Source organism: Sorangium sp. So ce726 (genome assembly GCF_051521405.1).
Taxonomy (GTDB): Bacteria; Myxococcota_A; Polyangia; order Polyangiales; family Polyangiaceae; genus Sorangium.
Genome location: NZ_CP150349.1, coordinates 2,143,712 through 2,156,476, shown reverse-complemented (window position 1 = coordinate 2,156,476; position 12,765 = coordinate 2,143,712). Strand labels below are relative to the sequence as shown.

The following is a 12,765-nucleotide window of genomic DNA, read 5'->3' as shown; positions in this document are numbered from 1 at the left end:
CTCGTGGAGCACCAAAAACCGTCTTCGCAGAAATTTTACACCGAGACGGCGATGCCACGACTCATCGTGCGACGCGCCGAGCTTCGTAGAGGTCGGCCACCCCGCTCCGCGTCGACGCGAAGAACAGGACGGCCCCGTCGGGCGAGAGGTGTGGATCGGTGTCGCGCTCTTCGGGAAGGTTCAGCGGCTCACCGAGCGACTCCGCTTCTTCGAAGGCCGCGTCGGTCGACGGCCGCCGCGCCCAGAACAGGTCTCCTCCGCCCTCGCGGCTCGATCGGAACAGGATCTGGCGGCCCTCGTCGAACAGGAACGGAGCGTGCTCGTCACCTGGGCCGTCCAGCCCGGGGAGCGGGGCGAGCGCGCTCCAGGGGTCCTCCGGGCGTTCGCGCGACGCGATCGCGATGTACGTCTCGGCGTTCGGGGGCTCGACGCCGACCACGACGCGGAGCTCGGAGGGATCGACGTGGGGGGACATCACCTCGCCGTCGTCGGCGACGAGCGAGTCCACGCGGGCCGGCGCGCCCCATGGGTCGTCTCGGCCGGCGCGCTCGGCGCGCCAGATGCCCTTCGGAGCGCGCTCGCTGAAGAACCAGATCCTCAGCCCGTCCTCGGAGACGCAGGGAGTGTCCTCGACGCTATCGGCGCTGTTGAGCGCCTCCACGGCGCGCGGCGCCTCCCAGGGCGAGCCTGGCGCCGCCCGCCGCGACGTCCAGATATCGCGGCTCCCGCCGCGATCGGACATGAAGTAGATCTCGAGGAGATCGCCTGTCAGCGTCGGGTCCTCTTCCCTGGAATCGCTGTTCAGCTCCGTCATCGCCGTCGGCGCATCGAACCTCGGCCGCTCCTGCGCGCCCGCCGCCCCCCCTCCCCCGCCCTGCCCCGGCGCGAACACGCCGATCACGAAGCGCTGGTCCTCGCACCCCGCCCCGCCGAGCGCGAGCCAGAACCAGCACGCCACCGTGATCCCCCGGGACCGCCACCTCATCCGCCCCCGTTCATACGCGCCAACGTGCGCTGGATCGAGCCCCCGTCCCTGCCGACGAGGGCGGGGCGCCTCACCCGACGCCGGCCTCGCTCGGCGGCGCGACCGCCACGTCTCCCCCGGCGGCCTGGAGCGGCACGCGGGGGAACCACAGCGCCGCGATGAAGCCGATGACGCCCATGGCCGCGATGATCCAGAACACCGTGGTGAGGCCGGACGTGAGCGCCTCCCCGAGGTGCTGGAGGATCGACGGATCGAGGCCGCGCGCCCCCTCCGCCGTCAGGAGCCGGCTCGCTGCGTCCGCGGGGATCGACGGGTCCTTCGCGAGCTGGGCCGTCAGGACGCCGCCCATGATGCCCACCGCCACGACGCCGCCGAGCAGCCGGGAGAACATCGTGCTCGCGGTGGCGATCCCGCGCTGATCCCACGCGACGCTGCTCTGCACCGCGATCAGCAGCGCGACGTTGGAGAGCCCCATGCCCACGCCGAAGACCAGCGTCGTCGCGCGGAGCATCAGCGGCGTGTCGTGCGCCCCGCCGAGCGCGAGCGCGAGCCCCGCCGTCGCCGTGACGCCGAGGCCGATCCAGATGAGCGGGCGGAACCCGACCCGGGGGATGAGCCGCCCGCCGATCGCGCTCGCGACCGGCCAGCCGATGAGCATCGGCGCGATGGCGCTGCCGGCGTCGGTCGGGGTGCCGCGGAGCACGCCCTGCACGAAGAGCGGCACGAACGTGATCGTGCCCATCATCGCGCCGCCGAGGATCGCGCCGGCCACGTTGGAGATGAGCATCACCGGGCGCCGGAAGAGCGGCAGCGGGATCATCGGCTCGGCGGCCCGGCGCTCGACGGCGAAGAACACGGCGAACAGCGCCACCGACGCGACCGCCGCGAGCAGCGTCGTCCCCCCGCCAAGCCTCCCCGTGGCGAGCAGCAGCGCGACCACGCCAGCGGACAGGAGCGCCGCGCCGAGGAAATCGAGCTCGTGAGGCCGCCTGTCGATGCGCTCGTGGAACGAGGTCGCCACGAGCGCGACGGACGCGACGCCGAACGGGATGTTGATGTAGAAGACCCAGCGCCAGGAGAAGTAGTGCACGATGAGCCCGCCCACCATCGGGCCGATGATGCCGAACAGCCCCCAGGCGGCCCCGAAGACGCCCTGGATCCGCGCGCGCTCCTTGAGGTCGAAGATGTCGCCCGAGATGGTCATCGCCATCGGCTGCATCGCCCCGGCGCCGGCCCCCTGGAGGGCGCGGAAGGCGATGAGCTGCGGCATCGATCGCGCCGCGCCGCTCGCGATCGAGCCGATCAGGAAGACGGCGATGCCGAAGAGCATGATCGGCTTGCGGCCGTAGATGTCCGACAGCTTGCCGCAGATGGGCACCAGCACCGACGAGGTGAGCAGGTAGGCGGTGGTGACCCAGGCGTACTGGTGAATGCCGCCGAGATCACCGATCACGGTGGGCATGGCGGTGGCGACGACGGTCGATTCGAGGGCGGCCATGGCGAGGGCCAGGATCAGCCCGGCGACGGTGAGGGCGCGGTGGGTCTTGCGTTCTGAGGCCATGCTGGTCGTGGGGATGTGGTGTGGATGAGGCGGCGCGGCAAGCGGGACGCAGCGCTACGCCGCGCGCGCCGCTCGCCGCCAGAGCCCCCCGCGAGGTGGTGCGGCGGCGTTGCGGTGTCATGACCGCGTGACGGATGGCCGTCATGGCCGCGTGACAGCGCCCCTCGGAGCCCCGCGATCCCGGCCTTGAGCGGCCTGGCCTCTCGGTTGCAAACACGCAAACACGCAAACGAGCAAACGGGCAAACAGGCAAACGCCCCGAGCGGCCGCCCTTTTGCGCTTGCCTCGGCAGGAGCGCCATGAAGCGCCTCCTCCGCCCTGCCCACAACGAAGGAAGAACCCATGAAGCTCAATCGATGGATCGCAGCGTGTTTTGGCGTCGCCCCCTCGCTCGTGGGGTGCGCAACCCCCCAGCCGGAGATCGAGCAAACGGCCTCCGAGGAGCGCGTCCAGGCGTCCTCGGACCGCCTCGATTTCATCGCCACGACCCCACCGCCTCTCGTGAACGCAGCGCACGACGACCTCGCCTGGAAGCTCGATGACTACACGGGCTACCCGGCCCCGGGCGCGCTCACGCCGGGCATGATCGCCGCGGTCGTCAAGGGCAAGCACATCGTCGCGCTCGGGGCGGCCGGCTACGCGAAGCTCCCGGAGCAGACCCCGATGACCGAAGACATGATCTTCAACATCGGGTCCAACACCAAGAGCATGACCGCCACGCTGCTCTCGATCCTCATCGAAGAGAGCCCCGCCCTCGACTGGGACACCACGCTCGCCGAGGCGCTCCCCTGGGCCACCGAGCCGGGCAAGGAGTACATCAAGCCCGCCGCGCGCAAGAACGTGACGCTGCGGCAGCTCGTCGCGCACCGCTCGGGCATCGCCTGCAGCTACGAGGTGGGCGACACCACGATCGATAACCAGCTGTACAGCCACCCCGATTACAGCGCCGGCTGGAAGAGCAAGACGCACCAGCAGGTGCTGAAGGAGTACGTGCGGGGACCTTCCATCCCCGCCGGCGGGAACGCCACGGGGCTCCTCGCGGACTGCAGCGACACCATCGGGGTGTACCGCTACGAAAACGCGAACTTCACCATCGCGCAGGCGGTCATCGACCAGTGGGCCGGCATGGCGTTCGTCGACTACGCCAGAGAGAAGCTCATCGACGCGCACGGCTTCGGGGCCACCTACCAGACCTCCCAGGCGTTCTTCCTCGCGCAGAGCGGCTCGATCAACGGCACCGCCTCGCAGAGGGTCTACTGGAATCCGTATTTCTTCAACCCCACGCACCCCTATCTGGCCGCCGGGAAGTTCGTCTGGGGCCACAACGAGGCGGGGACGCCCCACTCGGTGAACGATCCGGACGTGGACCCCTGGGCCGTCGCGCCCGGCTCGGGCGGGTTCGCCTTCAACATCCTCGACTGGGCCCGCTACGCCATCGCCCACATGCGCGACACCTCGCCTGCCTTCACCAACGTCCACGCGCTGGACTTCTCGAGCTACAACTACGGATGGAGCTCAGGCCCCCGCTGGACCAGCGGCGGCATCCAGTATACCGGCCTGTGCCACACAGGCTCGATCACGGGCATGCAGTCCAAGATCTGCGTCTACCCTGAGCTCGACATCGCCTATCTCTCGTTCGCGAACGGCGGCCCGGGCTCGGGGACGGCGAACGAGAACGTCGTCACCTGGATGGCGAGCCAGCCCGCCTACGCGCGGACCACGGGCGGGTGCAAGGACGATCCGGACCTCGTCACAGGGGTGCAGCGCTTCTGGGACGACGAGATGTTCGGCTGCGCCGGCAGCGTGACCTACCCCGACCGCGCGGACCTTTGCACGACCGGCTATCACGTGTGCAGCGCCGAGGAGTTCGTCGAGAAGAACGGCTACGGCTCCACGAACGCCGAGGCGCCGAAGCATCACTACTGGACCGACGACAACCTCAAGTACACCGGCGTGGGCTCGGGGAGCTGCTCCGCGGCGCCGACCGGCATCAGCTGCGGCGCCAATACCCCCATGCGCGTGTGCTCCCCCGACGGCGTCGATCCCGAGGGGAACAAGTGCAACTGGGTCAACTGCGGCCACGGCGACAGCACCCAGAACCGCTATTTCGGCGGCTGCGCGGGCAACACCACCGCCGGCACGCTCTGCTGCAAGAACTGACCGGCAGCAGGGCCTGTCGCCGCTCCGGCGGCGCGGCAGGCCTCCGTGCGGCGCGCTCGTGAAGCGCAGGATCCGTCTTGTTTTACAGACGCGCCGACAAGGGGTCGAAACGATGCTGGACGTGGCGTGTCAGCGCGCGGGCTCGTCCAGCAAGGCGCGGACGCGCCCCTCGACCGCCGCAAACTCGGGGGTGGCGGGCTCCAGCTTGCCCCCGAGGTGCACGTGCCGCACGAGCCCCGCTCGATCGAGGAGGAAGCTGACGCTCGTGTATTGTCGCTCCGGATGGCCATCCATCCACCAGCGCCGCCCGAGCTCGTCCGTATCGCCGGTCGCTCGCGTGGACCCGCGCCGGAGCGGCCCCCGGCGCCGCGCACACCTACCGATCGGGCGACAGCGTCGTCATAACGACCCAATCCACCGTCCACCGCCGGCTCGCGCTTCTGCTGCCGAGCGCACGGTGTCGAGCGGATCACGGAGCGAGAAAGCAGCATGTCCGGAAAGGAAGCCTCCTCGAAGGAAGGTAGGCTGATGTCGACACTCGAGCGCTTGCTCGAGCTGCCGGCGGCCGAACTGAAACAGTCGCTCAACCAGGCGAGTGACCTCCTCGTCGGCGCTCTCGGCGCCGACAAGATAGACATCTTCCTCTTCGACCCTGGCAGGAACACGCTGCGTGCCCTGGGGACGAGCAAGACGCCCATGGGCCGGCGGCAGCGGTCGCTCGGGCTCGACATCCACCCGATCGCCAACGGCGGCTCGATCACCCGCGTCTTCACGACCGGCGATCCCCACATCACCGGGCATGCAGAGCAGGAGCCCGACGAGGTGCCCGGCCTGGTCCACGAGCTCGGCGTGCGGTCACACATCGCGGCCCGGCTCGTCGTCGACGGCGAGCGGCGCGGGGTCGTCTCTGCTCACTCGGCCGCGCCGGAGTTCTTCTCCGAAGAGGATCTTCGCTTCCTCATCGCGGTCACGCACTGGATCGGCGCCCTGACGCACCGGGCGGAGCTCGTCGAGCAGGTCACCTCCGCTGCGGTCGCGCAAGGCCGGCGCCAGGCCGCGGAGGAGCTCATCACCGTGCTGGCGCACGATCTGCGAAACTACCTGAGCCCGCTCATGGGCCGCCTTGGCATGCTTCAGTATCGTGCAGAGCTCGACGGCCGGATCGACGATCTGCGCGACGCCGACCGGGCGACCGACTCGGTCACCCGGCTCGGCCAGCTCATCTCGGATCTGCTGGACGTGGGGCGCATCGAGCAGGGGCTCTTCGAGATCGCGCCTGCGCCCATGGACCTTGTCTCGCTGGCGCGGGACATCGCCGCTGCGCTCGGGACACCCGGCGTCGAGATCCGCGTCGAGGGCCCGCCGGAGCTCGTCGTCGTGGCGGACAGGGATCGCCTCCGCCAGGCCCTGGAGAACCTCGTCAGCAACGCGACCAAGCACTCGCCCCCGGGAAAGGGGGTCATCATCAAGCTCACCAGCGAGCTGATAGAGGGGATGGAGTACGCCCACGTCGACGTCGTCGACCGCGGATCCGGCGTGCCGCCGGAGATCCTTCCCCGCATCTTCGACCGCTTCGTCACGAACGGCCATGCATCGGGGATCGGCCTCGGGCTCTACCTGGCGAGCAGGATCGCCGCCGCCCACGGGGCCACGTTGACCGTGAACTCCCCTCCTGGAAGCGGCGCGACGTTCCGACTGAGCTTGCCCACGAGCGGACCGCCCGTTTGTGGGGATGAGCCGTGATCCCGCTGCGGTGCCAGCGCAAATGCCCCTCGCGCCGGCAAGCGCGGCGCCCCGCGCGGTGGCGGGCCCCGCCGGCTCGGCTACACCGCGCAGATGCTCCGCCGGCTCCGCGAATGGCTCGACCGCGCGCTCTCGCCCCGCGCGCCCGCGCCGCCCGACCTCGCCGAGATCGAGGCGCCCGAGGCCGGGTCCCCCGAAGAAGCAGCCGAGCCGCCCGGCGACGACGGCGTCGTGGTCATGCCGATCGAGGACGCGATCGACCTGCACACGTTCGCCCCGCGCGACGTCGCCTCCGTGGTCGAGGAGTACCTCCACGAGGCGCAGCTGCGCGGGTTCCGCGAGGTGCGCATCATCCACGGCCGCGGCAAGGGCGTGCAGCGCCGCATCGTCCGGACCGTCCTCTCGCGCCACCCGGCGGTGGACGGCTTCCGCGACGCCCCGGCCTCCCGCGGCGGGTGGGGAGCCACCGTCGTGTGGCTCAAGGCGGCGGGCGGCGACCTCTCGCCCTGAGCCAGCAGGGCCACCTCTGGACGACCCCAGGCTCGCGCGTAAGATGGCGCGCATGCCGCGCCCCCCCGCCACGCCCGACGACCCCGGCCCGCCGAGCCTCGCGGCCTCCACGGAGCCTCGCATGACGAAGGGCGAGGTGCTGGCGGTGCCCCGGCTCGAGCTGTGCGTCGAGCGCGAGGCGGGCAAGCCCGCGAGCCGGGCCATGGTGCTCGACGGCGATTTCATCCGCATCGGCTCCCACCAGAGCAACGATCTCGTGCTCGCCGACCGCGCCGTCTCCCGCTTCCACTGCATCCTCGAGCGCGTGAAGTCCACGTTCCGGCTGACGGACGTCGGCTCGCTCAACGGGACCTACATCGCCGGCGTCCGCGTTCGGGACGCCGACGCCATCCTGCCGGAGTGTCGCATCGAGCTCGGCGAGTCGGTCGTGCGCATCCGCGACGCCGACGCCGTCGCCGAGACCGAGCTCGCGCGCGCGGTCAGCTTCGGGGCGCTCCAGGGCGTGTCGGTCCCCATGCGGCGCCTCTTCCCCGTCCTCGATCGCGTGGCGAAGAGCGCGCCCGACGTGCTGATCGAGGGTGAGAACGGCACAGGCAAGGAGGTCATCGCCACCGAGCTCGTCCAGCGCGGCGCCCGCGCCGACAAGCCGCTCGTCATCGTCGACTGCGGCGCCATCTCGCCGAGCCTCATCGAGAGCGAGCTGTTCGGCCACGTGCGCGGCTCGTTCACGGGCGCCACGCGCGACCGCGCCGGCGCCTTCGAGGAGGCCGACGGCGGCACCGTCTTCCTCGACGAGATCGGCGAGCTGCCGCTGGAGATGCAGCCGAAGCTCCTCCGCGCCCTCGCCTCGCGCGAGGTGCGCAGGCTCGGCGAGAGCCGGGTGCGCAAGGTCGATATCCGGGTGATCGCCGCCACGAACCGGCGCCTGGAGCGCGAGGTGAACAGCGGCAGGTTCCGCGAGGACCTCTATTACCGCCTCTCGGTGCTCACCGTGCGCGTCCCGCCGCTCCGGGAGCGCAAGGAGGACATCGGCCTCCTCGTCCACTGCTTCCTGAACGAGCTCGGCGCCATCGACAAGGTGCACCTCTTCCCCCCCGAGGTCATCGAGGACATGAAGCGTTACGACTGGCCCGGCAACGTGCGAGAGCTGAGGAACTATGTCGAGCGCCGCGTCGTGCTCGGCGAGGGCGCCGCCATGGGGACGACGGCGCCGCCCGAGCGCAGCTCCGCGGCGCCCTCGAGCGCCGCGCCGCAGGGCGCCGCGCCCGAGGGGCCCGCCGCGAACATCGAGATGCCCTTCAAGGAGGCGAAGGACGCGATCATCGACCAGTTCGAGCGGCGCTACCTCGCCGCCCTGCTGGAGTGGTCGAACGGCAACGTGAGCCGCGCCGCCCGCAAAGCAGGGCTCGACCGGATGTACCTCCACCGCCTCCTCCAGCGCCACGGGCTGCGCCGCGCCGCCGCCCTCGACTGAGCCACGCGCGGATGGGCCACCGCCCGCGCCGGCCTCATCAGGGCCAGCCCGAGGCCGCCATCCCGTGCGATAGAAAAGGGCGCAACGGTGCTGCACATGTCACAGTCGCGTCGCAATGGCGCGATCCGTCCGTGTGCGCAACCTCGCAAAATCTCTGAATATTTCAGAAACCGATCTGCTCCTCTGGCTCGCGGAGCATGCGCCAGCGACGGAGCTCCGCCACCCCGCGGACTTCCTCCCGGCGGAGCTCGCGGGGCAGGCTCAGCAGGCGCTCGGCCGGTCCCCGCCGTCGGCGCCGGCGGAGGAGCGGGTCGAGCGCCGCTGCGCCGAGTGCGCGAAGCTCCCGGCGAAGGCCGGGCTCCGCGTGGTCGAGGTCGGCGCCGACGCCGTCTGCGACCTGTGCGGCAGCTCGGCGAACAAGCGGGCAGCGCTCGCGATGATCGGCGCGTTCCACGCGCGCGGGCTGCGGAGGCTGCTCGTGGTCGGCGGCGGGCCAGGCACGTCCGAGGACCTGCGGCAGCTGCTCGCGGGCGAGGTCGAGATCCGCATCGTGGACGGAGAGGGTCACCGCAACGCGGCGAAGGCCGACGCCGATCTCCGCTGGGCCGACGTGGTCGCGGTCTGGAGCTCGACGATCCTCTCGCACAAGGTGTCGAAGCTGTACACCGATCAGCGCGCCAGTTTCCGCGAGAAGCTCGTGACCGTCCCGAGGCGCGGCGTGGCCGCGCTGTGCATGGCCGTCACCGAGAAGGTGGGCGCGCCGGCGGGATGACCGGCGCCCGGCCACCCCGCCTGCCCTCCGCGGGGCCGCGCTTCAGCAAGGCTCGGGGCGGTTGATCGTTCGTCAAGCGCGAGCGATCACGCAGGGCGGCTGCTCAGCCGCACCCGGCGGAAGGTGCGCCGCGCGTGGGGCACCCAGCCGTGGAAGTGCCAGCGCGCGGCCATGACCAGCCCGCGGACCCACTCGTCGGCGGCGTAGGCGACCCAGACGCCGGCGAGCCCCCAGCCGAGGTGGACGCCGAGCAGCCAGGACAGCCCGACGGCCACGGCGAACATCGAGAAGACGCCGAACCCGACAGGGAAGCGGGCGTCGCCGGTGGCGCGGAGCCCGTTGATCACGACCAGGTTGAGCGTGCGGCCCGGCTCGACAAGGAGGGTCAGCCACAGCAGCCGGGAGCCGGTGGCGATCACCTCGGGATCGCGCGAGAAGAGGCCGAGCAGGTGGGGGCCGAGCAGCGCGGTGGCGATCACCAGGCTCACGCACACGCAGAACCCGATCGCCAGGCCGCCGCGCACCAGGCGATCGGCGCCCTGCAGATCGCCGGCGCCGATGCGGTGCCCGACCACGATCTCGGTCCCGAAGCCGATCGCCATGCCGAACAGGAGCAGGAAGTGCACGATCTGCATCGTGTACGTATGGGTGGTGAGCGCTGTCTGCCCCATGTTGGCGACCATCGCGAGGATGATCATGAAGCTGATACGATAGACCACGTTCTCGCCCGCCCCCGGCAGGCCGATGTGCAGCATCTCGCGGAGGCGATCGGGGCGAATGCGCCAGAAATCCTCGAAGGTCGGTCGGATCCCGAGGCGCGAGATCCACAGCTGCCGGTGCATCCAGAAGGAGAGCGCGCGCCCGACCACCGCGGCGAGCGCGAGCCCCATCATGCCGAGCCCTGGAGCCCCGGCGACACCGAACATGAGCGGCAGGCTCAGCGCGAGCTGCACGATGTACATGACGACGATGAGGCGCAGCGTGTCGCGGGTGTAGGTGTGCGCGCGCAGCACCGAGCCCATCGAGAAATTCACCGCGTCGAACGCCAGCATCACGCCGACCGCGATCAGATAAGGCTCCGCGATCGGGAACAGGGAAGGCGGCAGGCGCATCAGCTCGAGCAGCGGCCTCGCGCCGATCGCGATGACGACGAAGCTGAAGACGCCGAGCCAGAGATTGGCCGCGAGCGACGCCCGCGCTACCTGCTCCGCCCCGGCGCGGTCCCGCGCGCCGAGATACTGGGTGACCACCACGCTCGCGCCGACGCTGACGAAGCGAAAGGTGATCATGAAGGTCAACATGATCTGGTTGGACAGCCCGTACGCGGCGGCGGCCTCGTCCGAGAGGCGGCTGACCAGCCATACGCCGAACACGCCGACGAGCATGTGCAGCAGGTTCTCGCTGAAGATGGGCCAGGTGATCTCCAGCAAACGCGGGCGAGGGAGAGCGGGGGCAGGTAGGACTGATTGCAAAGCGCCGCATCCTACTCTGCCGAAGAGCATCTCGCCACGACGGAGCATGGCCACGCGAGCGCCGTCGCGCGGTCTCGCGCGGTCTCGCAAGGTTCCGCGATGTCCCGCAAGTTTCGCGCGGTTCTGCGCGGTTCTGCGCGGTTCTGCGCGGTGGGTCGCGCGGCCGCGGGGCGCGGTGGTACGCGGAACGGAGGTTGGGGCCGCTGTCGCCTATCTCCTCACGGTCCGCTCGATCGCACGGACACCTAGCGAGACCTAGCGAGACCGAGCGACAGACGCCCGACTGCCTCGCACCGCCCCCAGCGGCGCAGACGGAGAGGGCGGCTTCCGGCAACGCACGCAAAAGCGTGTTCTCGCTCGCATCCTTGCATGGTTGTCCCTTCCCGTGTCCTCGCGTATCGATTACTCTGGGAATGGGCAGAAAAGGGCACACTCGCCCTTCTGCGCCTGGAGGATCAAATGGGGATATTGCACGGCAGCGCCCGATGGCTCCTGGCCGCGGCGGCCATGGCGCCGGCTGTCGCTGGCGGATGCTCCTGCGGCGAGTCCAGCGGGACGATCGGCGCCACGTCCGGCGGCGGAGCCGACCAGAGCGCGGGGGGCGGCGGCTCCGGGGGAATCCCCTTCCAGGCGGGGAGCGGCGGGTTCCTGGCGGGGAGCGGCGGGTCAGGGGTCACGAGCGGCGGGTGCGAAGGGCTCGAGTGCCAGCAGATCGCCTGTCCAGGCGGCGGCACGACCACCGTGAGCGGCACCGTGTACGAGCCCGCGGGCAAACTCCCGCTGTACAACGTCACGGTGTACGTCCCGAACAGGGAGCTTGAGCCCATCACCGACGGCGCGAGCTGCGATCGGTGCAATGTGACGCTCTCCGGCGATCCGATCGCGACCGCGCTGACGGACACGAACGGGCGTTTCGTGCTGGAGAACGTGCCGGTCGGGGTGGACATCCCGCTGGTCATCCAGCTCGGCAAATGGCGGCGCCAGATCACGCTGCCGAAGGTCGAGGGGTGCGTCGACAACCCGACCGTGGACACGACGGTCCGCCTGCCGCGCAGCAAGGCGGAGGGCCATCTCCCGAAGATCGCGCTGACGACCGGCGGCTCGGACGTGCTGGAGTGCCTGCTGTACAAGATGGGAATCGACGCGTCGGAGTTCACGCCCGAGGCGGGCGACGGGCGGGTGAACCTGTTCGCCGGGCGCGCCATCGAGGGCGACAGCGCGACGAGCAGGTACCGAGACGGCCTGAACGGCGGCGCGCCCTTCTCCCTCGCGCGGGAGTTCTGGGGCTCGCTCGACAACCTGCGTCAATACGACATGGTGATCCTGTCGTGCGAGGGCTCCGAGTTCGTGGACGACAAGCCGGAGGCCGCGCTGCAAGCGATGTTCGACTATGCCTCCGCGGGAGGCCGCGTGTTCGCGTCGCACTGGCACAACACATGGATCCGGCTCGGGCCGGAGCGGTTCCCGGAGACGGCGGAATGGGACGAGGAGAGCGATCCCGACGACGGGCTCCCCGTGCTGGTCGACACCACGTTCCCGAAGGGCCTGGCGCTCCAGGACTGGCTCGCCAACGTGGGAGCGTCGACCGTGCCCGGGCAGATCGAGATCAACGATCCGCAGCACTGGGTCGACTCGGTGAACGAGGAGATCGCGACGCGGTGGCTCTACAACGAGGCCAACACGGATTTCGACGCGCCCGCGGGGGTCAAATACTTCACGTTCAACACGCCCATCGGCGCGCCGGAAGAAGCGCAGTGCGGCAGGTTCGTGTACACGGACATCCACGTGGCGGCGAGCGACGTCGCCGGGGCGCCGTTCCCGAGCGGCTGTGAAGACCGCGGCGGGGCGATGCACGAGCTGACCGCCCAGGAGAAGGCGCTGCTCTTCATGCTGTTCGACCTGTCCGCCTGCATCGCGCCGGACGACGAGCCGCCGCCAGTGCCCGTGCCGACGTGACGAGCGCCTCGACGGGGCGCAGCGAGCTCCCTCTCCGAAGGCCCGCTCGAGGCTTGACATTCCGGGGGCGCTCGCTCGCGATTTCCTGAGCGATATTGACGCCCTGCGCATGGATAGGCGGTTGCCCAGGGT

Annotated in this window: 10 protein-coding genes; 6 read left to right on the top strand and 4 right to left on the bottom strand. The window is 70.4% G+C overall.

What is annotated here, in order from left to right; all coding sequences use genetic code 11:
* Positions 1-61: 61 nt before the first annotated feature.
* A complete protein-coding gene (locus WME79_RS08175; RefSeq protein ID WP_437534051.1) occupies positions 62-985 on the bottom strand; it encodes a TolB family protein in 924 nt (307 codons plus the stop codon).
* 70 nt (positions 986-1,055) lie between these two features.
* On the bottom strand, positions 1,056-2,546 hold the full coding sequence (locus WME79_RS08170) for an MDR family MFS transporter (RefSeq protein ID WP_437534050.1): 1,491 nt from the start codon (positions 2,544-2,546) through the stop codon (positions 1,056-1,058).
* A 342-nt stretch (positions 2,547-2,888) separates the two neighbouring features.
* Between WME79_RS08170 and WME79_RS08165 the strand changes: the two genes are divergently transcribed.
* The gene (locus tag WME79_RS08165) at positions 2,889-4,706 is read left to right on the top strand and encodes a serine hydrolase domain-containing protein (RefSeq protein WP_437534049.1); all 1,818 of its coding nucleotides are present in this window, start codon (positions 2,889-2,891) and stop codon (positions 4,704-4,706) included.
* Between the two features lie 129 nt (positions 4,707-4,835).
* On the opposite strand, the gene WME79_RS08160 is transcribed toward WME79_RS08165, so the two are convergent.
* Entirely contained in the window at positions 4,836-5,000 is a 165-nt protein-coding gene (locus WME79_RS08160; protein WP_437534048.1) for a hypothetical protein, read from the bottom strand.
* Positions 5,001-5,234: 234 nt separating this feature from the next.
* Here WME79_RS08160 and WME79_RS08155 point away from each other — a divergent pair, with 234 nt between their 5' ends.
* The 4 genes from WME79_RS08155 (at position 5,235) to WME79_RS08140 (ending at position 9,205) form a co-directional block, all read left to right on the top strand.
* Positions 5,235-6,449, top strand: coding sequence for a GAF domain-containing sensor histidine kinase (locus WME79_RS08155; RefSeq protein ID WP_437534047.1), 1,215 nt, complete (start codon positions 5,235-5,237; stop codon positions 6,447-6,449).
* A 93-nt stretch (positions 6,450-6,542) separates the two neighbouring features.
* The gene (locus WME79_RS08150; protein ID WP_437534046.1) at positions 6,543-6,959 is read left to right on the top strand and encodes a Smr/MutS family protein; all 417 of its coding nucleotides are present in this window, start codon (positions 6,543-6,545) and stop codon (positions 6,957-6,959) included.
* Between the two features lie 52 nt (positions 6,960-7,011).
* The gene (locus tag WME79_RS08145) at positions 7,012-8,433 is read left to right on the top strand and encodes a sigma 54-interacting transcriptional regulator (protein ID WP_437534045.1); all 1,422 of its coding nucleotides are present in this window, start codon (positions 7,012-7,014) and stop codon (positions 8,431-8,433) included.
* Positions 8,434-8,566: 133 nt separating this feature from the next.
* Positions 8,567-9,205 (top strand): hypothetical protein, encoded by a 639-nt coding sequence (locus WME79_RS08140; RefSeq protein WP_437534044.1) that lies wholly within the window; start codon positions 8,567-8,569, stop codon positions 9,203-9,205.
* An 86-nt stretch (positions 9,206-9,291) separates the two neighbouring features.
* Here the strand turns inward: WME79_RS08140 and WME79_RS08135 are convergent, their stop codons facing one another.
* Positions 9,292-10,677 carry an MATE family efflux transporter gene (locus WME79_RS08135; protein ID WP_437534043.1) on the bottom strand — a complete coding sequence of 462 codons (1,386 nt, stop codon included), beginning with the start codon at positions 10,675-10,677 and terminating at the stop codon, positions 9,292-9,294.
* A gap of 459 nt (positions 10,678-11,136) precedes the next feature.
* Between WME79_RS08135 and WME79_RS08130 the strand changes: the two genes are divergently transcribed.
* Positions 11,137-12,633, top strand: coding sequence for a carboxypeptidase regulatory-like domain-containing protein (locus WME79_RS08130; protein ID WP_437534042.1), 1,497 nt, complete (start codon positions 11,137-11,139; stop codon positions 12,631-12,633).
* Positions 12,634-12,765 lie beyond the last annotated feature (132 nt).